Here is a 23,959-nt window from a genome sequence, read left to right on the forward strand (position 1 = left end):
CAGTGCCGCCATCGGGGCCAACAGCCATGCCGATCGCGACAGCACGGTCTCGGTCGGCAGCGCCGGCAGCGAGCGTCAGATCACCCACGTCGCCGCCGGTACCGAAGACACCGATGCGGTCAACGTGGCGCAGTTGAACGAGACCACCGACGCGGCCACGCGCTACTTCCAGGCCAACGGCGCCAACGACGGCAGCGACGATGCGCAAGCGGTCGGCGAGTTCGCCCTCGCCTCCGGCGCCCATGCCTATGCCGAGGGCGATACCGCCTCGGCCTATGGCGCAGGCTCGGCGGCCGTCGGCATCGGTGCCACCGCCACCGGCAACCAGGCCGCCGCCGTGGCCGACAACGCCACCGCCAACGGCAATGGCGCCAATGCCTCGGGCACCTCCAGCACGGCCGTCGGCGGCCAACGGGCGCTGCTCGATGCCAACGGCAACCCGATCCTCGACGAGGATGGCAACCCGATGTATGCCAGCACGGAGGCCAGTGGTGACGGCAGCACCGCGCTGGGGGCCGCTGCCTCAGCCGCCGGCACCTGGTCCAGCGCCTTGGGTGCCGGCGCCAATGCCAGTGGCGAATACGCCACCGCATTGGGCACCGAGTCGTCCGCTGCCGGCCTGCAGGCCACGGCCGCGGGCTACCGCAGCAGCGCCGATACGTTCCTGGGCACGGCCGTGGGCGCTTATGCACTGGCGGGCGGCGAAGCGTCCTCCGCGATCGGCTATGGCAGCAATACCACCGGCAACTATTCGGTAGCCGTCGGTACGCCGGGCGACGTGGTGCTGTTCGAAAGCGGCGGTGGCTTCCCCAGCGGCTTCCTGACCGGCACCACCGCGAACGGACTGGGTGCCAGCGCCTTCGGCTCGGCCGCCTACGCCAATGGTGACCAGGCTACGGCCCTGGGTGCCGCGGCGGTCGCCAGCGGGCGCATGAGCATGGCGTTGGGCTCGATCAGCACCACCGACAACGACTACGCCACCGCCATCGGCAGCCGCAGCTACACCAGCGGCATGTACGGCATCAGCCTCGGCTATGCCACGCAGTCCACGGCCACGCATGGTGTCGCGATCGGCACCGGCGCGAATGCGGCAGCCGCTGGCGGCGTCGCGCTCGGTGTAAGCAGCAACGTCACCGGCAACGCCAGCGTGGCGCTTGGTGCGGGCTCGCTGGCCGACCGCGACAACAGTGTCTCGGTGGGCAGTGCCGGCAACGAACGTCAGATCACCAACGTCGCCGCGGCAACGGAAGCCACGGATGCGGTGAACAAGGCGCAGCTGGACGAGGTCGCCGACACCGTGGAGAACACCAGCAAGTTCTTCAAGGCTACGGGCGAGGAAGGTTCGACCGCAGGCGGCGAGAACAGCGTCGCCGCCGGTACGCTCGCCAGCGCCAGCGGTGTTTCGTCGACTGCGGTCGGTGCCGCCAGTGCGGCGCAGGCCGACATGGCCACGGCTGTCGGTAGCGATGCGCAGGCGCTTGGCGTCGGCAGCACCGCGCTGGGATCGTTCAGCGATGCGCAGAAGGATGGTGCAACCGCGATCGGTGCCAATACCGTGGTGCGTACGGCCAACAGCGTGGCGATCGGCAATGGTGCCAGCGTCAGTGGCACGGCCAACAATGCCGTGGCGCTGGGTGCCGGTTCCATCGCCACCCGCAGCAACAGCGTGGCGATCGGCAACCGGCAGATCACCAACCTGGCCGCCGGCACCCAGACGACCGATGCGGTCAACGTCGGCCAGCTGCAGTCCTTCGCCAATACGCTGGGCGGTGGTGCCGGCTTCGCGGGTGGTGCGTTCGTGGCGCCCAACTTCGCCATCCAGGGCAGCAGTTACAACAACGTCGGCGCGGCGTTCACTGCGGTGGACAACAAGTTGAACGACCTGCAGGGACAGGTGAACGACATCCAGGTCGGCAGCACCGCCACTCCGGCAGCGGCAACACCTGCAAGTGCCACGGCCAGCACGACGACGGCCACGGTGCAAGCCACGTCGACGACAGCCACAGCCAAACCGGCAGAAGCCGCATCGGCGAAAAGCGTGCCGACGGCGACCGCGACCGCGACCGCCAAGGCTGGCCCCGCAATCACAAGCGAGCCGGTTGAAGCCAGGGCGGCACCGACTGCGACCATCGCCGAAGACACGGCCGTCGCGACCACGGCGCGCAACGCGCCGGCGGCCGGCACGACAGCCAACGCGCAAGCGCCGGCAGGATCGCAGACGATCACGCCTGCAGCCGTGGGCGGTCCGAAACCCGCGGTGGCCGGCAACAGTCCGGCGACAGTGGCGGCACCGAATGCCGGCGCACCGGCGTCGGGCCAGGCCACTGCCGAGAATGCGGTGGCACTGGGCGCCAATTCGGTGGCCGATCGCGCCGACACCGTGTCGGTCGGCAGCGAAGGAGCGGAACGCCAGGTCGCCAACGTTGCCGCGGGTACGCGCGGTACCGATGCGGTCAACGTCAGCCAGATGCGCAGCACCAATACGCAGACGCTGTCTTCGGCACAGGCCTACACCGACATCCGCTTCAACGCGATCGAGGACGACTTCAACGTCTTCCGCGGTCAGGTCGACGAACAGTTCCGCCAGCAGGACGAGCGCATCGACCAGGTCGGCGCGATGAGTTCGGCGATGGTGCAGATGACGGCCAACGCCGCCAACGGCGCCAGCCCGCGCGGGCGCGTTGCGGTGGGCGCCGGCTTCCTCGGCGGCGAGCAGGCGATCTCGATCGGTTACGGCAAGAAGATCGGCGACCGCGCGTCGTTCACCCTGGGCGGTGCGTTCAGCGGCGACGAGTCGTCGGCGGGTATCGGCTTCGGCCTCGATCTGTAACGAAGCGATCGGAATGGAAAGACGAGAAGCCCGGCGCAAGCCGGGCTTTCTCATTGCGGCTATTCAAGAAAAAGGATCTGTGTAGCTGCGGAAAGCAGCCTTTCCAGTTTCGCTCGGGACGACAGCAGGATCGACCACAGCGGGAAGGAGTCGCTCAGGCGTCCTCGGTGACCCGCAGTACTTCCTCGATGGTGGTCACGCCGGTCAATGCCTTGGCGATGCCGTCCTCGTACATGGTGCGCATGCCGGATTGCCGCGCAAGTTGCTCGAGTTCACCCATGCCGGCATGTCGCATCACCGCGCGGCGCAGCTCGTCGTTCATCACCAGGAATTCCATGATGGTGGTGCGTCCGAGATAACCGGTCGGCGCGAGCGCCGAACCGCGCGGGCGATAAAGGAAGATTTCGCCCTGTGGCTGGTAGCGGCGCAACGCGAACTTCTCGATTTCTTCCGGCGACGCCGGATACTTTTCCGCATGCGTCGGTTCCAGCCGCCGCACCAGCCGCTGCGCAAGGATGCCGTTGACCGTTGAGGTCAGCAGATAGTCTTCCACGCCCATGTCGAGCATGCGGGTGATGCCACCGGCCGCGTTGTTGGTGTGCAGCGTGCTGAGCACCAGATGTCCGGTGAGTGCGGACTGGATCGCAATGCGCGCGGTTTCCAGGTCGCGCATTTCGCCGATCATGATGATGTCCGGATCCTGGCGCACGATGCTGCGCAGCGCGTTGGCGAAATCCAGCCCGATCTGCGGCTTGGCCTGGATCTGGTTGATGCCTTCGATCTGGTATTCGACCGGATCCTCGACCGTGATGATCTTGACGTCCGCGGTGTTGAGCTTGGACAGCGCCGTGTACAGCGTCGTGGTCTTTCCGGAACCGGTCGGCCCGGTGACCAGCAGGATGCCGTGCGGCTGGTCCAGCACCTTCTGGAACTGCGGCAGGAAATTGTCGGTGAAGCCCAACCGCTGGAAGTCGAACACCACCGTCTCGCGGTCCAGCAAACGCATCACCACGCTCTCGCCATGCGCGGTCGGCACCGTGCTCACGCGCAGGTCCAGCTCCTTGCCCTGCACGCGCAGCATGATGCGGCCGTCCTGCGGCAGGCGGCGCTCGGCTATGTTGAGCCTGGCCATGATCTTGATGCGGCTGATCACCGCAGCGGTGAGGTTGGACGGCGGGCTTTCGCCTTCCTCCAGCACGCCGTCGACGCGATAGCGCACCTTCAGCCGGTTCTCGAACGGTTCGATATGGATGTCGGACGCGCGCATCTCGACGGCGCGCTGGATGACGAGATTCACCAGGCGGATCACCGGTGCCTCGGAAGCCAGGTCGCGCAGGTGCTCGACGTCGTCGATATCCCCACTCTCGCCTTCCGCGGTTTCCACGATGGCGCCCATCGCGCTGCGGCCCTGCCCATACCAGCGTTCGATCAGGTCGTCGATCTCCGAGCGCAGCGCCACCGCGACCTTGACCTCGCGCTGCGTTGCGAGGCGCACTGCATCGAGCGCGTAGGCATCCTGCGGATCGGCCATCATCACCCCGACCTGCGTGTCGTTGGTGCCGATCGGGCAGATGTGGAACTGCTTCATGAACTTGGTCGACAAGGTCACGCCTTCCGGCGGCAGTTCCGGGGCGTCCTTGGCGCTGATCAGCGGCAGGTCGAGCACCTCGGCCGCCGCGGCTGCATGGTCGCGCTCCGACACCAGGCCCAGCCGCGCCAGCAACGCCAGCAGGCTGCCGCCGGCTTCTTCCTGTAGGCGACGCGCACGCGTCAGGTCGGCATCCTTCAGGCGGCCCTTGGCCATCAAGGCCGCGACGATGCGCTCGTCGGCGTCGGTTGCGTTCTCGATCACGCTGGTCGTCGTATCCATGCAGGGGTCCAGATACCTTGCGGCCGACTGTAGCAGCAACCGCGAGCCTTGGAATTGTGTCGCGGTGCAGAAACGCGAACGGCGCGACCTGCGAAGGGCGCGCCGTTTGTCGGATGCCACGCTGCGAAGGCGTGGTGGGCGGTACAGGGTTCGAACCTGTGACCCCTACCATGTCAAGGTAGTGCTCTACCGCTGAGCTAACCGCCCGAAGTCCTGAAGGAAAACCGTTCAGGGCCGCGAATTCTAGCCCAGTGGCGGTGGCCGGACAACCGGATGGTTGACCTCAGGCGGCGCTAACCGGCGAGACTGGCGTCCTTGAGGCGGCGGATCTGGTCACGCACCTGGGCCGCGGCCTCGAATTCCAGGTCGCGTGCGTGCTGGTACATCTGCTGCTCCAGCGCCTTCAGCTTCTGCGCGAACCTGGCCGGATCCAGCGCGGCATATTCGGCCTTTTCCTCGGCCACGCGCCGCGCCGCCTTACGTTCGCTGCGGCCGCCGCGGCTGCCCTCGCCTGCCTCGTCGCGCGCACCTTCCATCACGTCCATCACCGCGCGCACCACCGACTGCGGGGTGATGCCGTGCTCGGTGTTGTACGCGACCTGGCGTTCGCGGCGGCGGTCGGTCTCCTCGATTGCCTTCTGCATCGAATTGGTGATGCGGTCGGCATACAGGATCGCCTTGCCGCGCACGTTGCGGGCGGCGCGGCCGATGGTCTGGATCAGCGAGCCGGCCGAACGCAGGAAGCCCTCCTTGTCGGCATCCAGGATCGCCACCAGCGACACTTCGGGCATGTCCAGGCCCTCGCGCAGCAGGTTGATGCCGACCAGCACGTCGAACTTGCCCAGCCGCAGGTCGCGGATGATCTCGACGCGCTCGACCGTCTCCACGTCGGCGTGCAGGTAACGGACGCGGATGTTGTGCTCGCCGAGGTACTCGGTGAGGTTCTCGGCCATGCGCTTGGTCAGCGTGGTCACCAGCACGCGGTCGCCCATCGCCACGCGCTCGTTGATCTCCGACATCAGATCGTCGACCTGGGTCGCCACCGGCCGGATCTCGACCTGCGGATCGATCAGGCCGGTCGGGCGCACCACCAGTTCGATGACCTGCCCGTCGGACTTGCGCAATTCGTACGGGCCGGGCGTTGCCGAGACGAACACGGTGCGCGGCGTCCGCGCCTCCCATTCCTCGAACTTCAGCGGCCGGTTGTCCAGCGCCGAAGGTAGCCGGAAGCCGAACTCCACCAGCGTTTCCTTGCGCGAACGGTCGCCCTTGTACATCGCGCCGAGCTGCGGCACGGTCACGTGCGATTCGTCGACCACCAGCAGCGCGTCGGGCGGCAGGTAGTCGAACAGGCACGGTGGCGGCTCGCCCGGCGCCTTGCCGGTGAGATGGCGCGAATAGTTTTCGATGCCCGAGCAGTAGCCGACCTCGTTCATCATCTCCAGGTCGAACTGCGTGCGCTGTGCAAGGCGTTGCGCCTCGACCAGCTTGTTGCTGGCGTACAGCTGTTCCAGGCGCTCTCTCAATTCGATCTTGATCGTCTCGACGGCCGACAGCGTGCGCTCACGGGTCGTCGCGTAATGGGTCTTGGGATACACGGTGTAACGCGGCACCTGGCGCAACGTCTCGCCGGTGAGCGGATCGAACATGCTCAGCTTCTCGACCTCGCCATCGAACAGTTCGATCCGCAGTGCTTCCGTGTCGCTTTCCGCCGGATGCACGTCGATGATCTCGCCGCGCACGCGGAACGTACCGCGCTGCAGTTCGTACTCGTTGCGGCTGTACTGCAGATGGATTAGGTGCCGGATCAGATCCTGCTGGTTGATGCGTTCGCCGCGCGAAAGGATGAGGCGCAGCGACAGGTAATCCTCCGGCGCGCCCAGGCCGTAGATCGCCGACACCGTCGCCACCACGATCGCGTCGCTGCGCGACAGCAGCGTTTTTGTCGCCGCCAGGCGCATCTGCTCGATGTGCTCGTTGATCGAACTGTCCTTTTCGATGAACGTGTCAGACGAAGGCATGTATGCCTCCGGCTGGTAGTAGTCGTAATAGCTGACGAAATACTCCACCGCGTTATGCGGGAAGAACGCCTTGAACTCGCCGTACAACTGCGCCGCCAGCGTCTTGTTGTGCGCCATCACTAGGGTCGGCTTCTGCACGGCCTGGATCATGTTGGCGATGGTGTAGGTCTTGCCCGAGCCGGTCACGCCGAGCAGCGTCTGCTGCGCCAATCCGGACTCGAAACCGTCGACCAGCCGCGCGATCGCCTGCGGCTGGTCGCCCGCCGGGGAATACGGCGCGACCAGCTGGAATCCGGAAGGTTGGACGAGATCGTTCATCGCTGCCTGCATCTGCTGATGGGAAAGTTTAGCGCGCTGCGTGTTGGCCAGATCGCCGCGACGATCGCTGCTTCGTGGAGTCGGAACCGCTCGGCGACCTTCCAGCTGTTTCCTCGAGGGGAGCAGGAGCAGTCGGGCAGGCCGACTCCGCAAGTCATCGGGTGTGGAGGAACGGGACCGGGCCGTCCACATGCAGGTCCAGATCTGGGGCCGGATCGGGATTTTCCTACCCCTGCTTCGGGATTGCGCCGATGCCGCGAATTCTTGCCGCGGCGCAAGCTGACCACTTCATCGGCACGGAGCTGAACATGAAGCGCAGGAATCGCGGTTTTTCCTTGATTGAAGCACTGACGGTACTGGCCGTCGTAGCGGTACTGGCCACTATCGGCCTGCCGGCGTTGACGGGAATATTGCAACGAACGCACACGGCAACCGCCTCGCACCTGCTGACCTCGACCCTGAGCTCTGCACGCAGCACGGCGGTGATGCGCCGGCAACCGGTAACGGTTTGCCCCAGCCGCGATCAGCAGAGCTGCCGCTATGACGGGGTCTGGGAGGACGGCTGGATCCTGTTTGTCGATGCCAAGCGCACCGGCCAGCCCGGCAGTACCGCCGACATCCTCCGCGTGGTGCAACCCCTGGGCGGCAACCTGATCCTGCGGGCCTCGGCTGGCCGCGAACGCGCCCGCTTCCAGCCGGATGGCCGCTCGACGGGCAGCACGTTGACCCTGAGCCTATGCTCGGCCGAAGGCGACAACACGCTCGCGCAGGTGGTTCTCAACAACTGGGGTCGCGCGCGCACCGTCCGGGCGCCCGCCAGCAGCCCGGTCTGCACGAACGCAGAGCCCGTTCCGGCAGGCCGAACTTGACCCCAGCCAGTCACGCCCTAAAATGGCCGTCCCCGCCCGAATAGCTCAGCCGGTTAGAGCACTTGACTGTTAATCAGGGGGTCGTTGGTTCGAGTCCAACTTCGGGCGCCATTCTTGAAGAAAAAAGCCGCGCATTGCGCGGCTTTTTTGTTGCTGTGCTGCGTTACCAACAACCCCCGGTGGCCGGAGTCTTGGCCCCGGCCTGATTGAGCGTTAGGTTGCCGCAGGTATCGTTGGCTTGTGAGCCTGCTGGCGTAGCGGTCAATGTAAATGTGTTGGCGCTCTGATTGGACAAGGCAATCGTGTAATGAGCGGTGCCCGTCTTCGGAGATTGATTGAAGGGGATGTCGTAATCCGTCGTATCGTTTCCGTATGAATTCCTCACCGTGTGCTCGCGCTCCAAGAGCTGTGCCAGTTCCACCAGATCGGCCTTGGCCTGACCTCTACGCGATTTCCGCACGCTGTCCTGGTAGCTCGGCAGCGCGATGGAGGCGAGGATCGCCACCACCGCCACCACCACCATCAGCTCGATGAGTGTGAAGCCGCGGATGGCGCGCGCATGCGAGTTGCGCCGGACGCCTGGACAATTCTTCGTTGCTTCGAAAGCTTGCACGTTGTCTCCCCCTGTTACTGGATCTGGCGCCACGACTGGCGTCCACAGGCACGCGGCAGGTACAGTGGCGGCGCACCGGCGACCTGGATCACCATCGAGCACTGCGCACCCAGCGCGGCAGCCAGGTCATCGGCCGTGGCCGCCGAGCCGAGCGGCGCGATTCGTGGCGCCGTCATCACCGCCACGTCCTTGACCGGTGCCGTACCGCCGGTTTCCAGGACCATGGCCCCTGTGCCTGCGCCGGGCGACGCACCTGTCGGCGAACCTACCCTGGCATTGGAGAGTGCAGCCGCGCCGGTGAGTGCATTGAGACCATAGAGCCAGTTGTTGCCGATGGCGCCGCAACCTACGGCTTCGTTGGGCGAATACGTCGGCATGAACACCACGCCACTCTCGATCCGTGGATAGGCCACGAAACGTTCCTTGTTGGTCAGGTCGAGATACCAGCCTGACAACCCTGCGGTCATGCCGTTCATGCTGGTCGTGCGCACACCGTTCACGGTGGTGCCAATGGTCTGCTGCAGCAGATCGGCGCGGGTCAGCGTCGTGGTGCCGCCGTTGTCCAGTACCGCGTACAGCGATTGCTGTGTCTCGTCGGCACCATCACCCGCGAAGGAAAAGCTGCCGGTACCGAAATAGAGCAGGACGCCGCCGCCCGGGCCTGCGGCAGCGGTCAGGCCGCCCGTGATCGGCTGGCGTGTCCCGGTTTCGGTGCCGCTGGCGTACTTCAGCGTGGTGAACAGCGGAGTCTCCAGATTGGCGGGAGTCTCGCTGCGCAGGTCGAACTTCCAGATGGCGCCCTTCTGGTCGGCGGCATAGACCGTATCGGCAAATCCGTCCCGGCTGCGTACGGTCAACGCGTTGGTGGTGGCGTTCGGTGCCCAGCGATCGACGACCACGATGTTGCCTAGGCCGTTGCTGCCCGCAGGCACGTCGTCCCCGGTTTCGACCGCCTCGATCATCGTGATGGTCGGCGTGGCCGTATCATCGATATCGACCATGAACAGCACGGCCTTGCCACCTTCGCTGTTGTAACCATTGCCGAAAATGGCCTTCCAGCTAACGGTGCCCGTACTGGTCTTAACCGGAACGATCACCGGCTTGCCGAGGACGAAGCCAATGTTCTGACGTACGTTCGCCGGCAGGGCGACATTGGTGTCGTTGATTTCCCATAGGCGATCCGTCGCACCGAATGACGTGCTCGGATGGGAAGCATCCGACACGTTCAGCGCGAATACCCCACGCGCGCCTGCGCCGGTCGTGCCCACCAACACGGTTTCCCATGCGCCGTCGTAATAGGCATCGGAAACGGCGAGCGGACCGTCCACGTAATAGCGATGCTGGAACTTCTGGTCACCCTCGGTCAAAGGATCGTAGGGAAACAGGAGGTTGCCCAGATGGCCCACCACGCTTTGCGGGATGAAGGCGAAACGCTCGACACCTCCAGCCGTACTGGTCCGCCCATCGAATGCGTGCAGCATGCCGTCGTTCGCGCCGGCGTAGACCATCGGGCGGCGGCCGTTCTTGGTGGTCGTCAGATAAGTGCCGTAGGAGCTGCCGTATGGCGCCGGCAGGGAGCGATAGCCGTAATCGTCGGTCGGAGCACTGACTATGGGCGTGGAATTGACGATATCGCCCAGGCGGGTGGTGCGAAACCTCAAGGTGCCGTCAGCTTCCTTGCTCTGGTCGCCTTTCAGGTAATTGACCGCATCGGCGACGGTGATCGGGGTGATCGGAGTGGTCGTGTCGAGAGCCGCTATTTCGGCGGCCGTGCACAGGGACATTCCTGCGGTCGCGCTATCGCATAGCGTGTCCAGACTGGAGACATTGGTGGCATCGAACGGCACCACCGTTCCGGCACTGTTCGTGAACCACACGTTCGTACGGCTGGCCGCATCCGGCAGCTGTGCACTCGCTTCCCAGGCGAAGGTGAAAGTCGCCGCGCGGGTGACCGGATCGACGCTGACCGTCCTTGCGGTGAGCGTGCTGTACCAGTCCGTGCCTGGGCTCTTTGCCTCATAGAACGGTTCGACCGTCAGCGTGCCGGCGCCGATGCGGGAGCCGGTCACCGCGATGCTGCCCGCCGGCGACTTGCCCTCATTCAGGGCGGCGATCACGCGTCGCATCGCGGCGGTGATGTCGGCGGGAGTGGTAGCGTTGATGTACTCGCCACGACCGTTCATCGCCGCGTGCCAGATCTCGTCCACGGTGCTGGGCCGGTCGTTCTCCCAGGCTTGCCATGCCGGCGGGGTGACATATGCCGCCTCGGTGGCTTCATTGACCTTGCGGGTGATTGGATCGTCGATATAGATCCCGCTGCCATAGAGATTACCCTTCGCACCGAGGGTGATCCCGTAGAAGTTCATGTGCGGGTCATTGCGACAATCAAGCTTCGGATCGTTCGGCGTAGTCTTGCAGGCATCCGGGACCTTGACATTGTCGGCCGGCAAATCATCGCGCAGGTTCGCCAGGTAGTACTTGGCTGCGATATCCGCAAGCGTATTGGAATGGCTGTCGTTCAACGGGCTGGGCATGCCTTCGTCGACGTTGCCCGCATCATCCACGCTGCCCTGGTTGCTGTAGCCATCGGTGAAGAGCATGCCCACATTCTTCTGGCAGGCGAGCTGCACCGGCGCGCTGGTGTCGTTTTCATCTTCCGGCTCACGCTGGAACTGTTTGCCCAGGTGATCCACGGCAAAGCGGTTCGGCGTGCTGCCGGAAGCAGGAAGCGCCAGCAGGTGGTCGTTGTACAGGGCCGCTTTGTCGGTAGCAACGTCCATGTTGCGCATGACAACGTCTTCGCGATCGTTGATCGTGAACATGCCAATGCGCATCTGCTCGACATCGACCAGCGACCGCGTCAGGCCAGCGATCATCGAACGGTTGCGATCGCCGTAAAAACTGAACCAGTTGGCGAAGTTCTGCAGCAGCGCCGGCGCGTCGGTGCCGAACATCGTATCCGTGATCTCGTACCGGTACATGTTGCAGCCATTGCCACAGGCATTGGCCACTTCGACTCTGCCGGCGTCATATCCCGGGGGAGCAGGCGTCGTGGTCTTGAGGTAGAAGGTCGCAGGCCGGTAGGCGATGCCCATCGCGCAGTCGTTGGTCATGGTGACGCCGCCACTGCCGACTGTCATCCATTTGTTGAGGTCTGCGCCATTCCGGCCTCCGAGTCCACCGCAACTGGCGGTCATGTAGTACTGCGTGCCCTCAGGCAGGAAGGCGTCATCCGGCACCACGAACATCTCGCTTGCGGCCGGTACTTCGTCGCCATCATCCGTCCGGTCACGATGGATGGCGGAAAGATTGAAAGTGTAATTGGCGGAGTCAGGATCAGGGCGGGTTGCCGTCGTCGAGGCGTTCGGATAGTCCTCGATTGCATTGGTCACTACATTGGGACGTTTCCAAGGGGAATACGTCACCAGTGGATTGAAGTACGCCGGATTGAATTCGGGCGACCGCGCAAAACCGAATTTGTCGAGCGGCGGGATCGCGAAGCGACCACTGTCGATCCGATGTCCCGGGTACGGCAGCAGATGGTTATAGGAACCGTTGCCGGTATCGCCATCATTGCCCGCATTGATGCTGTCGCCGGACGTGCGCAAGTTCCCGTTGGCATCGAAGAAACCGTTGGTGCCAGCCGTGGCATTGTCCCAATACGCCTGGCCGTCACGACCCGGGAACAGGGTTTCGAACGTCATCGAGCCCGAGTCGTCGACCGCCATGATGAAGGCCGGCGGCACCTGTGCCTGTACGTTCAGCGGCGCCTGTGCGAGCGTGCCCTGTCCCTGTACTGCGAACACTGAATACAGGAAGTAACCGCCTGCCGCGAGGACGGTGGCGGTTGCTGCGGTTGCGAGTTTCATTCGGCGGGATGCCATTACCGGCTCCTCAAGGTCTGAAAATGGTGTCGATGGCCGCGCCGGCCGAGGGGTTTTCGTCAAAGTCGGTGCTGTACGCGGTGACCTGATAGATCGGGTTCGGGTCCTCATTGATCGGGCCGCCCATGTCCAGATCCGAGTTCCCGGAAATGCACGGCCCGATCAGACGCGCGTTCACTACGGGCGCCGAGGCCAGCGTCTGGCCTTCCGCCCATTCGCCTGGATCGAACCCGTTGTCGCAGACCTGCTCGATGTCAGCCGCCGCCAAGGCGTTGCAACCTGCAGTGGTGGTGCGGTTGACGATATCCTCGAGCACGCATTCCGCGTTGCGGGCGGTACCTTCGCTGCGCTGGAAGGCCAGGTTCCCTGCGCGATAGTTCGCTGACATGCGCTCCTGCATGCCGGAAACCTGCATGCCGACCACGCCGATCAGCGCCAGCAGGATCAGCATGATCAATGCGATATACAGCACCGCGCCACGCTGGCGACGTGCGGTTGGACGAAAGCCACTGGTTCGACTGGTCATGGACTTCATCCCGGTCAATTGCCGTACAAGCGGTTGCGCATGGCGACGGTCGCCTCATAACTGGCGCGATAACGGCCATCATTGGTCGTCGGCGCGGTGAAACTGACACCGAGCACGCTCCGAGGATTGACGCTGGCCTGCGGTGCGGCCGCCCGCCCGGGACTGCGCGCGAGGATGCCGACCTGCACCAAACCGACACGGCGCCAGTCGTCGGCCACCCACGTGCCGCCAGCATTGGCCGGGTTCTGCACATCGATGTAGCCACTCGGCGGCGTCGTCGCGAGATTGGTGATGCGATCCTGCCCGTACAGCAATTGCAGGTTCTCGATGCCTTCGACCAGCTCTTCCGGCACGTAGCTTGTGCCGTTGAAACGTGCGCGGAACAGGGCTGGCTCCCCGGATGCAGTGCTGGTGCCAACGTAGTACACCAGCGACTCGGCGCGATACAGCGTGGTCTGGCCTGAGGGCTGTGGCGTGAAACGACCAGCGAGGTCGGTATCCGGCGTAGCCGCACTGGCGACGGTCACGGTCACGATTCCAGTACCTGCCCCACTGCCCGCAAAGACATCGGCGCGACTGCAGTCGGCGATGCCGAACAGCGTCGGAGTGGCCACGCCATCACCGGTCAGCGTGTCCCAGCGGCCATCGGCGAGGGTGACCGTTTCTTCGCTGGCCGCGTTGCTGATCGCGGTGACGGGCGCACCTTCGTTGCTGAAGTAGCGCAACACGATCACGTCGCTCCCCGGCCTAGGATTGAGCGCCGTGATCAGTGCTGGCAAACCGGATGCCGCGTTCCAGGTCCCCCCGAGTGCCAGACTGCTGCCCGGTGCAGTCCCAGTGGCTTCGTAACCCTGCACCGAAACAGCGAAGTCGAGTGGGAATAATGGCGCGGCTCCGAAATGCGGCTGCAACGAACCCGGCGTCTGCAGGTGGGCCTGGTCGTTGACGCAACCATAATGGCCTGCCATCCGGATGTCGCGCTGTAGGTAATCCATGGCGAAGCGCGCATTCTCCTGCGTCCGCGCCATGCCTTCGGAAAGCTGGTAGGCGGTGCGCGAGGCACCGAATACCTGCACCAGTCCCAGGATGAGCAGGGTGCCGATCGCGAGCGCAACCATCAGCTCGATCAGGGTGACACCGGCCATGCGATGAATCGGACGAAGACGTTTCACAGTTGGGTACTCACGACGAATGTAGTCGAGCCCGCTGATTCCAGTGCGAACCGCTCGCCCCAGTTGATGGTGACCACGACGGCACCGTTGTTGTAGGTGACGTTCGCGCTGGCTTGCGGACCCAGCGCATCCACCACTTGGCATTGCCAACGCTCGATCACGCCGCCCGTGCCGGCTACGGGAACGGTGCCGACGGGCCGGCTGCAAGCTGCTGGAGTCACGCTGCCAGCCGCGAAAGTCGCACCGGTGTATTGCGCGGCGGACAAGCGGTTGGCCCGCATCTGGTCGAGCAAGTCGTAGGCAAGATTGGTGGCCTGGGTGCGATGGTTCGCACCCTGCGTGTAGCGCAGGTTCATGGTCTGCAATAGTGCGAAGCCGAGCAGGCCCAATGCCAGCACCACCAGCGTGACCAGGACCTCGATCATGGAGAAACCACGCTGCGACCTGCGCAGACTTGTCGATCGAAGGCTCATTGGCAAGCTGCCTGTGTCGTGCGGGTCTGGCCGGTGGGCCCGATGAGGACGCAGCGTATGGGCGTGGCGGCATCGTCCGGGTGTACGCCGACCGACTGTGCACCGCCCACGATGCGTCCCCTGCCATCGAATGCGAGCAGGTTGGCGCTGCCCGTCACTGTCAGCTTCTGATGCCCCTGGACGTAGCGCACAACGGTTTCGGTACCGTTGACCGCCCCATTGCTATCGAGATCCGACCACACCAGCCAGCCGCTGTTCCAGTCGCCACCACAGGTCGCACCGTCCGCACTGGTGCAGACCGAACCGCGCTCACGGCTACGGATGGCCTCGGTTCGGGCCAGCGACATGCTCGCGATCAATTCATTGGTCGTCGTGGCGACCCGGTTCGACTGCAGCGTGCTGTGGAAGCTCGGAAACGCGATGGCGGCCAGGATCGCGACGATCGCGACCACCGTCATCAGCTCGACCAAGGAGAACCCTTTGGTCCGTATCGAATACATGGGTATAGCCACCCTTCCCCGGGGAGACCGCGCAAGGCTGGCGGCAGCAGGGGTTGGATGCAAGCCCTGACGGACAAGCGGTCACGAAAAAGGGATGGACGTGTTCCGATCCGTGCGAGGCGTCACAGCCGGATTGAAGCTGGCCGGATCTGGTCTCGGATCCCGTACGCGGCCAGCTGATGTTTGTCGGACCACGCTCCAGCATTGTCCGCCACGGAAACTGCGCTAGGTAGCAGCCTACGCCAACACCCGATAGCAGGGCCTGTACTCGCCTGTGATCTTCATCCGCCGCTGGACGACGAAGGCGCGCAGCAGTTCGTCCAGGGCGTCCATCATGTCCTTGGCGCCATGGATCTCGAAGGGGCCATGGGCCTCGATGCGGCGCATGCCGTCTTCCTTGACGTTGCCGGCGACGATGCCGGAGAACGCACGCCGCAGATCCGCAGCCAATTCGTGCGGCTTGCGGCCGTGGTGAAGATCGAGGGCGGCCATCGCTTCGTGGGTGGGCAGGAACGGCTGCTGGAACTCGAGCGGCACGTCCAGCGCCCAGTTGAAGAAAAACGAATCCTTCTGCGCGATCCGGTACTCGCGCACGCGCTTGATGCCCTGTGCCATCTTCCTGGCCACGGCAGTGGTGTCGCCGATGACGATTTCATAGCGCGCGGCAGCGGCTTCGCCCAGCGTCAGGCGGATGAAGCGATCGATCTGCTCGAAGTACGGCGCAGCGATGGTGGGGCCGGTCAGGATCAGCGGGAACGGCAGGTCACGGTTCTCCTCGCGCAGCAGGATGCCGAGCAGATACAGGATTTCCTCGGCCGTGCCGACGCCGCCGGGGAACACGATGATGCCGTGTCCGATACGGACGAACGCTTCGAGCCGCTTCTCGATGTCCGGCATGATCACCAGGTGATTGACGATCGGGTTCGGCGATTCGGCGGCGATGATGCCCGGCTCGGTGACGCCGATGTAGCGCGTCGTGCGCCGGCGCTGCTTGGCGTGGGCGATCGTGGCGCCCTTCATCGGGCCTTTCATCGCGCCCGGGCCGCAGCCGGTGCAGATGTCCAGGCCGCGCAAACCCAGTTCGTACCCGGCCTGTTTGGTGTAGACGTATTCGTCGCGTCCGATCGAATGCCCGCCCCAGCACACCACCAGGTTCGGGTCGGCCGGATGCAGGATGCGCGCGTTGCGCAGCAGGCCGAACACCGAGTTGGTGATGCCGGACGACGTGTCGAGATCGTAGTTGCTGTGCTCGCCCATTTCGATCGCGGTGTAGGCCAGGTCGCGCACCACCGCGAACAGCAGTTCGGCGACGCCGCGGATGATCTCGCCATCGACGAAGGCCATGGCCGGTGCGTTCAACAGGTCGATACAGATGCCGCGATCCTGCTGCAGCACCTGGATGTCGAAATGCGGATACAGCTCGCCTGCCGCGCGCGGATCGTCCGAGGCACTGCCGCTGGTCAGCACCGCCAGCGCGCAACGCCGCAGCAGGTCGTGCATGCCGCCTTCGGAGGTCGCGCGCAGGCGCGCCACTTCATCGCGCGACAGCACGTCGAGGCCGCCCTTGGGATAGATGCGGGCGTCGACCGTGGGCAGGGAACTGGAGAGCATTTCGGTCATCTATGCGATCTGTGACAGCGGGTTTCCGACTTTAACGTACCTAGTCGGCTGCCGGGAGCAGCTCCTGTTTTTGGGCAGGGTAGCAGCGCAGCACGCCGTCCTTATAAAGTGTGCCGCACAAATGCGAACGGCCGGATTGCGCCGGCCGTTCGCGTACTTGCAGACTGGAAGAAATCAGAACTTGTAGCGGAAACCCAGCTGCAGCGCCCAGCGCGATTCGCCAGCGTTGTCGCGACGGGCGAAGTTCTCCACGTCGACCAGGTCGTAGATGTACTTGCCGTCCTCGCTGATGCCGGCGAAGTTGACGAAGCTGCGCACCTGGCCACCGTCGGACTGGAAGCCGACCTCGTCCAGATGTCCCCAGTCCTTGTTGAGCAGGTTGCCGACGTTCAGCACGTCCAGCCAGATCTCCGCCTTGTTGCCCTCGAAGAAGCCGGGCAGTTCCTGCGAGATGCGCAGGTCGAAGCTGTGGGTCCACGGCGAGAACGCGCTGTTGCGCTTGGTGGGGCCGCCACCACCGAGGTTGTAGTGATCGACCAGCTCCCAGAAGGTGGCTTCCTCGGATGGATCGAGGAACACGACGTCGTTGCGGCCGCCCGGAATGTACAGCAGGTCGTTGCCCGGCAGGCCGTCGCCGTTCATGTCCTCGGCAAAGGTCCAGCTGTACGGCTTGCCGCGACGGCCTTCATAGAACATCGACACGGTGGTCTTGTTGTTGCCGAAGAAGACGTGATCCCACGCCACGGCGGCGGTGAAGCGGTCGCGCATGGCGTAGGCCGAACGCGACGCCACGTCCTCGTTCGGATTGAACACCGCACGCGCCCGCCAGTTGGAGATGGCGCGGCTGGAAGTCAGGCCGTTGACTTCGGTGGCGTCGTTGTAGGCGTAGGCCAGCTGCCAGAACCAGGGGTTGTCGCTGGTCTTGGGCTTGGTCAGCGTCACGCTGAAGTTCACGCCGTCGCCCTTGTCGGTGTTGCGCGCCAGCATCACCTCGCGGAAATCCTGGTTGGCGTTGGCGCGGGAGGTGGCATCGAACTCGTCGCCGTTGTAGTTCGACGCGTCGGTCGAATCCCAGAACAGCTGACGGCCATCGGGGCCGACCGCGGTCGGATCACCCAGATTCAGATGTTCGTAGGTGATGCCCTTGTGGACCGAGGTGAATACGACCTCGGACGACAGCACGGTGCCCCACCACGGCAGTTCGTGGTCGATCGCGAAGTTGGCCTTCCACACCGACGGCTGCTCGAAGTCCGGCGCCAGCAGGTCGACGTCGGCGCGCGCGCTGCCGAACTGCGGCTGGTTGTCGGGGTCGGAGCTGAACTCGCGACCGGGGATGACGGTACTCGGGCAGCGCTCGATGGAACCGGAGAATCCGCAGCCGTAGATCGCGATGGTCTCGCCGTTGTTGGTGAACGGATTGATCATCCAGACGTTGGCCGCCGCGCCCTGGAACAGGCCGATGCCGCCGCGCAACTGCGTGCGACGCTCGGTATCCAGGGTGTAGTTGAAGCCGAAGCGCGGCTGGATCAGCGTGGCGCCATCGGCGGTCATGCGGTTGTCGTAGCCGAACTCGGCCAATGCGGCCTCATTGAAAGTCGGCACGTCGTCGATGCCGGTCTTGTCCCAGCGCAGGCCGGCGGTCAGGGTCAGCTGGTCGGTAACGATCCAGGTGTCCTGCACGAACAGGCCCAGGTTGTCCATCTTCATGCTGGCGGTCGCGTCGGCCGCGTTGCCGGTCGGCGAGACGCGCGCGACGTATTCGCGATAGACGCCCTGTTCGAACAGGTCGAGGCTGCCGAACCGGTACTGGCCGAAACCGGATTCCAGGAACAGGTTGGTGATGTCGTTGGACTCGTAGTCGAAGCCGAACTTGACGGTGTGGTCGCCGAGGAACAGGTTGCCGGCGCCGTACGTGTTCCAGGTCTTGGTATCGAGCTGGTTGATCTGGCGGAACGCCTCGGTACCGAAGCGCATGTTGTCGCGGCCGAAGTCGACCTGAACCTGCGGCTGGCGCGCGTAGATGTCCGGCGCGCTGGTGTAGTCGCGATAGGACGCGCGGAACTCGGTGGAGAAGCTGTCGTTCCAGTCGCTGTACAGCTCGACGACGTAGTTGTCGAATTCCTTCTTCTGGCTGTACCAGTAGCTCGACAGCGAGAAGAAGCCGGTACCGAAGCCTGGCAGGATCGCCTCGGCCTGCTCGGTGTGGCTGAGGCGCAACGCCGCACGATGGTCGTCGTTGATGTTCCAGTCGAAGCGCGCCAGGAAGTTTTCCAGCTCGGTATCGGTGGCGGATGTGCCCAGCGTGCCCGGATCCATGCCGCGACGGATCGCTTCCTGGCGCACGTCCTCGACGTTCTGCTGGGTGATGGTGCCCCTGCCGATCGGGCCGTTGCTCAGGTCTGGCGCCGGCGCGGAGATTGCGGTCTTGTCGTAGTTGAGGAAGAAGAACAGCTTGTCCTTGACGATCGGGCCACCAAACGTGGCGCCGTAGGTCTTTTCGTCGTCGAAGCGGTTGAAGGTGAAGCCGCGATCGTCTTCCTCGCGTACCCAGTCGCTGTTGCGATAGGTGCCATAGACCGAGCCGTGGAATTCGTTGGTACCCGACTTGGTGACGGCGTTGATGTTGGCGCCGGTGTAGCCCTTCTGGGTAACGTCATAGTTGGCGACGTTGACCTGCACTTCCTCGATGGCGTCCATCGAGATCGGCTGGCGCACGGTCGGCAGGTTGTTCGATTCCAGGCCGAAGGTGTCGCTGATCGACACGCTGTCGACGGTGATCGAGTTGTAGCGACTGTTCTGGCCCAGCGCGGAGATCTCGCCGCGCTCCTTGTCGGTCTGCGACACGCGTGGATCAAGACGCGCATAGTCCTGCAGGTCGCGCTTGATCGACGGCAGCGAGTTCAGCAGTGCATTGTTGATGTTGGTGCCCGCGCCCATCCTGTTGGAGTCGAACACGTCCGAACCGGCGGTGGCGACGACCTGGACCGACTCGAGCGTGGCGACGTCGTTGCTCAGGCGCGCATTCACCTGCGAGACCGCATCCAGCGCCAGGTAGACATTCTCCTGGCTGCTCGTGCCAGCGCCCGTCTTGGTCACCGTGATCGTGTAGGGACCGCCGACGCGCAGGCCGCGCGCGTTGTAGCGGCCGCTGGCGTCGGTGGCGGCGCGGCTGACCGTGCCCGATTCGGTGTGGGTGATCGTGACCACCGCGCCGGCGACCGGCTGGCCATCGGCACCCAGCACCTGGCCGCCGACACCGGCAGTCGTGCTTTGTGCGAACACGGGGGCCGCGGCGAGCGCGACGATCAGTCCCAGCGACAGCCTGGACAGGCGGACACGGTTGTTATGAGCCATTTTGTTCCTCGACCTCGGTGCGTTTTTGAAGATGCGTTTGCGGACAATGCAGGCGTGCGGCGCGCTGCAATGAAGCGGAAAGCGTGGTGGGTCCCTTGGTCCGCGCGGCGGCAAGGCGCGCCTGCAGCGGTTAACGACAGATTAACACGTTAGCCTGCGCGGATGACAGGCAGATGACGATGTGAAGTCCCTGAAATATAGGGCTTAAACCGTACTTTTGCCGTCGACTTGGAATGGTCGCCGGGGCTCAGTCGCCGGTGCCGGCGATCAGGCGACCTGGCTGGACCGGAGATAGGTGCCGAGCCCGTCGAGCAGCATCTGCACCGAGATCGCCACCAGCAGCATGCCCATCAACCGTTCCAGCGCCATCAGCGCGCGTTGGCCCAGCCATTTGTAGAGCAACGTGGCGGAAAAAAGGATGGCGGCGGTGGCGCCCCAGGCCAGCACCAGCGCCAGGCTCCAGGCACCCATGCGATTGGGTTCCTGCGTGCCCATCAGCATCACGGCGGCCATGCCCGAGGGCCCGGCCACGAGCGGGATCGCCATCGGAACGATGAACGGTTCACCTTCCGGGATCTCGCCCATCAGCCCTTCCGGCGGTGGAAAGATCATGCGGATGCCGATCAGGAACAGCACGATGCCACCGGCGATCGACACCGATTCCTGGCGCAGGTGCATGGCGGTGAGCGCGTACTGGCCGCACCACAGGAACAGCATCAGCACGGCCAGCGCGATCAGCAGTTCGCGTGCCAGCACGATGCGCTGCCGTCGCGCCGGCATGCCGCGCAGCAGGCTGAGAAATACGGGGATGTTGCCCAGCGGATCCAGGATCAGGAACAACAGCAGCGCGGCCGAAGCGATGGTCACGCGCGCACTTTCCAGAGCAGTCCGCGATGCTCGCCGCCTGCCGGCGACAGCAACGTGACGCAGGCATCGGCGTACAACGCGGGGTCGCGCGCATCGCGATCGCCATCTTCGGCATAGGCCGTGGCGCGCAGCGCGGTGCGCATCGGACCTGGCTGCAGGCCGGACACGCGCACGCCAGTGTTGGCCAGCTCGGCATGCAGCATCGCGACCAGCGCGGCGCGTGCGTGTTGCGCCAGGCCATAACCGCCCCAGTAAGCCTGGCCGACGCGACTGGTGTCATCGAGTGCAAATACCACCGCGGCATCGTCGGCACGTCTGAGCAGCGGCAGGCAGGCCTGGGTGAGCCAGCACGGCGCAGTGACGTTGATGTGCAGGGCACGCGCGATCGCGGCCGGATCGGCATGTTCCAGCGGGGTCAGGCCACGGAATTCGGCGGCGCAATGCAGCAGGCCGTCAAGATGGCCGAGTTCGGATTCGATGCGCCCCACCAGTTCGACGTAGTCGTCGGGCGAGGCGCCTTCCATGTCCAGCGGATACAGCAGCGGTTCGGGTCCTTCCTTGGCGACGGCGTCATAGATGCGATTGAGGCGCGGCAGCTTGCGTCCCAACAGGACCACGGTGGCACCCGCGCGCGCGCAGGCCTTCGACGCCTCAGCGCCGAGGCCGCCATGGGCGCCCGCCACCAGCACGACGCGACCGGCCAACTGTGCAGCAACGGCAATGCCCGGCGTCGCACTCACGCGCGCTGCGTCTCCGACACGATCCGCGCCAGTTCGCCGGATTCGTACAGTTCCAGCGTGATGTCGCAACCGCCGATCAGTTCGCCGTTGATGAACAACTGCGGGAAGGTCGGCCAGTTCGAATAGCGCGGCAGGTTGGCGCGGATCTCCGGCTCCTCCAGCACGTTGATGGTGTGCATCTGGCCGACGCCTGCGGCTTTCAGCGCCTGCACGGTGCGGCTGGAAAAACCACACATCGGGAACTGCGGCGTTCCCTTCATGAACAACACGATCGGATGGCCTTCGACTTCGGCCTGGATCCGTTCCAGTACGGACATTGCGTTTTTCTCCTGCGGGACGGGCGGCTAGGCCCGTCGGTTAAACTGCAATTCTAAACCTTGGCGGCCTTGTGCCGCTTTTGTTTGGCCGAACATCCCTCCGCTAACGGAGGGGACCCGCCTAGCCCCACCGGAGAATCCGCCAGCCATGGCCATCGAACTGCCGCCCCTTCCCTACGACCGCACCGCGCTGGAGCCGCACATTTCCGGCGAAACACTCGACTACCACTACGGCAAGCACCACAAGACCTACGTCGACAACCTCAACAAGCTCATCGAAGGCACCGAGTTCGCCGACATGCCGCTGGAGGAAATCGTCCGCAAGTCCCAAGGCGGCATGTTCAACAACGCCGCGCAGGTCTGGAACCACACGTTCTACTGGAACTGCCTGAAACCGCTGGGCGGTGGCGAACCGACCGGCAAGGTGGCCGACGCCATCAACAAGGCCTTCGGCGACTTCGCCCGCTTCAGGGACGAGTTCACCAAGACCGCTGTCGGCACGTTTGGCTCGGGCTGGGGCTGGCTGGTGCAGCGCCCGGACGGCTCGCTGGCGCTGGCCAGCACGCCCAACGCCGCCACGCCCCTGACCGGCGCGGATACCCCGCTGCTCACCTGCGACGTGTGGGAACACGCCTACTACGTCGACTACCGCAACGCGCGACCGAAGTATGTCGAGGCGTTCTGGAACCTGGTCAACTGGGACTTCGTTGCTGCCAACATGAAGTAAGCGAAGATCCGCGCTGCAAGAAAACGGTCGGACGATTCCGGCCGTTTTCGTTTCCATTGCGGCGGCCCGGCGAACGCGTCGCGAATCTGTTCGACGCTAGCGAGCAAGCGCCTGCACGACAGGCTCGACCTGGGACTCGCGACCCAGGCCTGCACCGATGCGCTGAAGCGATGCGGCCAAGCCCTGCGTCGAATCCGCCCGCAACGTCGCATGCCCCACCTTGCGGCCGGCACGCGGCGACTTGCCGTAATCGTGCCAGTGCCCACCCGGTTCGGACAGCACGGCGGACGCATCCGGCATCTCGCCGATCCAGTTGAGCATGCAGGCATGGCCGAGCATGCGGGTGTCGCCGAGCGGCAGGCCGAGCACGGCGCGCAGGTGGTTCTCGAACTGCGAGGTCTCGGCGCCTTCGATGGTCCAGTGCCCTGAGTTGTGCACGCGCGGGGCCAGTTCATTGGCCAGCAGTTCGCCATCGCGGCAGAACAGTTCCAGCGCGAACACGCCGACGTAGTCGAGCGCATCGGCCAACTTGCGCGCATGGGCGAGCGCGGTTTCGGCCAGCGCGGCATCGACCCGCGCCGGCGCCAGGCTCACCGAAAGCACGCCATCGACGTGCCAGTTCTCGGTCAGCGGCCAGGCACGGAATTCCCCGTCGCGGCCACGCACGGCAACCACGCTCAACTCGCGCTCGAAAGCGACGAAGCCTTCCAGGATCAGGCCGACCTTGCCCGCCTGTGCGCCGAGCGCCTGCCATGCCGCATCGGCATCGGCCGCGGTGCGCACGCGGAACTGGCCCTTGCCGTCGTAGCCGAGTCGCCGCGTCTTGAGGATGCAGGGCAGGCCGATCGCGGCGATCGCCGCATCGAGCTGCTCGCGCGTGTCGATGGTCGCAAACGGTGGCACCGGGATGCCGAGTTCGCGAAACAGCGTCTTTTCGGCGAGGCGATCCTGCGCCGTGGCCAGCGCGCGCGGATTCGGAAACACCGGCACGCGATTGCTCAGCCACTGCGCGCTCTCGGCCGGGACGTTCTCGAAATCGAAGGTGGCGACATCGATGCGCGATGCGAATTCGGACAGTGCCGCTTCATCGCGATAGTCGCCGACCACCATCGGCACGAACTGGCCGGCGCAAGCATCGGCCGCGGTGTCCATCACCAGGAAGCGCAGGCCGAGCGGTGCGCCGGAAAGCGCGAGCATGCGGGCCAGCTGCCCGCCGCCAAGAATCCCTACCGTAGTCATGTCTTGTCGATTACTTCTT

At 64.7% G+C, this 23,959-nt stretch carries 17 protein-coding genes and 2 tRNA genes; 4 read left to right on the forward strand and 15 right to left on the reverse strand.

Annotated elements, in window-relative coordinates; all coding sequences use genetic code 11:
- The coding region (locus IP90_RS16775; RefSeq protein WP_199753493.1) for a YadA family autotransporter adhesin at positions 1-2,830 on the forward strand (2,830 nt) is incomplete at its 5' end.
- Positions 2,831-2,984: 154 nt separating this feature from the next.
- Here the strand turns inward: IP90_RS16775 and gspE are convergent.
- The 3 genes from gspE to uvrB all read right to left on the reverse strand — a co-directional run bounded on the left by gspE (position 2,985) and on the right by uvrB (position 7,039).
- A complete protein-coding gene (gspE, locus tag IP90_RS13815; RefSeq protein WP_144900247.1) occupies positions 2,985-4,700 on the reverse strand; it encodes a type II secretion system ATPase GspE in 1,716 nt (571 codons plus the stop codon).
- Positions 4,701-4,832: 132 nt separating this feature from the next.
- A tRNA-Val gene (locus tag IP90_RS13820) sits at positions 4,833-4,907 on the reverse strand.
- Positions 4,908-4,993: 86 nt separating this feature from the next.
- Positions 4,994-7,039 carry an excinuclease ABC subunit UvrB gene (gene uvrB, locus IP90_RS13825; protein WP_144900248.1) on the reverse strand — a complete coding sequence of 682 codons (2,046 nt, stop codon included), beginning with the start codon at positions 7,037-7,039 and terminating at the stop codon, positions 4,994-4,996.
- A gap of 251 nt (positions 7,040-7,290) precedes the next feature.
- Between uvrB and IP90_RS13830 the strand changes: the two genes are divergently transcribed.
- Positions 7,291-7,908, forward strand: a complete 618-nt coding sequence (locus IP90_RS13830; protein WP_144900249.1) for a GspH/FimT family pseudopilin — start codon at positions 7,291-7,293, stop codon at positions 7,906-7,908.
- A gap of 34 nt (positions 7,909-7,942) precedes the next feature.
- Positions 7,943-8,019: transfer RNA gene (locus tag IP90_RS13835), tRNA-Asn, on the forward strand.
- 52 nt (positions 8,020-8,071) lie between these two features.
- Here the strand turns inward: IP90_RS13835 and IP90_RS13840 are convergent.
- From IP90_RS13840 to grxD, 11 genes are all read right to left on the reverse strand, one after another.
- A complete protein-coding gene (locus IP90_RS13840; RefSeq protein WP_277874220.1) occupies positions 8,072-8,458 on the reverse strand; it encodes a type IV pilin protein in 387 nt (128 codons plus the stop codon).
- Positions 8,459-8,535: 77 nt separating this feature from the next.
- Positions 8,536-12,390: a pilus assembly protein gene (locus IP90_RS13845; protein ID WP_425477119.1), complete on the reverse strand. Its 3,855-nt coding sequence runs from the start codon at positions 12,388-12,390 to the stop codon at positions 8,536-8,538.
- A 25-nt stretch (positions 12,391-12,415) separates the two neighbouring features.
- Positions 12,416-12,940: a pilus assembly PilX family protein gene (locus IP90_RS13850; protein ID WP_425477120.1), complete on the reverse strand. Its 525-nt coding sequence runs from the start codon at positions 12,938-12,940 to the stop codon at positions 12,416-12,418.
- A 5-nt stretch (positions 12,941-12,945) separates the two neighbouring features.
- Positions 12,946-14,076 carry a PilW family protein gene (locus tag IP90_RS13855; RefSeq protein ID WP_144900252.1) on the reverse strand — a complete coding sequence of 377 codons (1,131 nt, stop codon included), beginning with the start codon at positions 14,074-14,076 and terminating at the stop codon, positions 12,946-12,948.
- A 23-nt stretch (positions 14,077-14,099) separates the two neighbouring features.
- Positions 14,100-14,576: a type IV pilus modification protein PilV gene (pilV, locus tag IP90_RS13860; protein ID WP_144900253.1), complete on the reverse strand. Its 477-nt coding sequence runs from the start codon at positions 14,574-14,576 to the stop codon at positions 14,100-14,102.
- The gene (locus IP90_RS16860) at positions 14,573-15,076 is read right to left on the reverse strand and encodes a GspH/FimT family pseudopilin (RefSeq protein WP_144900254.1); all 504 of its coding nucleotides are present in this window, start codon (positions 15,074-15,076) and stop codon (positions 14,573-14,575) included. Before IP90_RS16860 ends, pilV begins: the two co-directional genes overlap by 4 nt.
- A gap of 237 nt (positions 15,077-15,313) precedes the next feature.
- The gene (ppnN, locus tag IP90_RS13870; RefSeq protein ID WP_144900255.1) at positions 15,314-16,696 is read right to left on the reverse strand and encodes a nucleotide 5'-monophosphate nucleosidase PpnN; all 1,383 of its coding nucleotides are present in this window, start codon (positions 16,694-16,696) and stop codon (positions 15,314-15,316) included.
- A gap of 174 nt (positions 16,697-16,870) precedes the next feature.
- Positions 16,871-20,050, reverse strand: a complete 3,180-nt coding sequence (locus IP90_RS13875) for a TonB-dependent receptor (RefSeq protein ID WP_144900256.1) — start codon at positions 20,048-20,050, stop codon at positions 16,871-16,873.
- Between the two features lie 267 nt (positions 20,051-20,317).
- Positions 20,318-20,917, reverse strand: a complete 600-nt coding sequence (locus IP90_RS13880) for a YhgN family NAAT transporter (protein WP_144900257.1) — start codon at positions 20,915-20,917, stop codon at positions 20,318-20,320.
- Positions 20,914-21,657, reverse strand: a complete 744-nt coding sequence (locus IP90_RS13885; RefSeq protein WP_144900258.1) for an SDR family NAD(P)-dependent oxidoreductase — start codon at positions 21,655-21,657, stop codon at positions 20,914-20,916. Before IP90_RS13885 ends, IP90_RS13880 begins: the two co-directional genes overlap by 4 nt.
- Positions 21,654-21,974: a Grx4 family monothiol glutaredoxin gene (grxD, locus tag IP90_RS13890; RefSeq protein WP_144900259.1), complete on the reverse strand. Its 321-nt coding sequence runs from the start codon at positions 21,972-21,974 to the stop codon at positions 21,654-21,656. Before grxD ends, IP90_RS13885 begins: the two co-directional genes overlap by 4 nt.
- A 148-nt stretch (positions 21,975-22,122) precedes the next feature.
- Between grxD and IP90_RS13895 the strand changes: the two genes are divergently transcribed.
- On the forward strand, positions 22,123-22,701 hold the full coding sequence (locus IP90_RS13895; protein ID WP_144900260.1) for a superoxide dismutase: 579 nt from the start codon (positions 22,123-22,125) through the stop codon (positions 22,699-22,701).
- A 96-nt stretch (positions 22,702-22,797) separates the two neighbouring features.
- Here the strand turns inward: IP90_RS13895 and IP90_RS13900 are convergent, their stop codons facing one another.
- Positions 22,798-23,940 carry a 5-(carboxyamino)imidazole ribonucleotide synthase gene (locus IP90_RS13900; RefSeq protein WP_144900261.1) on the reverse strand — a complete coding sequence of 381 codons (1,143 nt, stop codon included), beginning with the start codon at positions 23,938-23,940 and terminating at the stop codon, positions 22,798-22,800.
- Positions 23,941-23,959 lie beyond the last annotated feature (19 nt).

Origin of the sequence: Luteimonas cucumeris, assembly GCF_007830035.1 — a bacterium.
GTDB lineage: Bacteria > Pseudomonadota > Gammaproteobacteria > Xanthomonadales > Xanthomonadaceae > Luteimonas_C > Luteimonas_C cucumeris.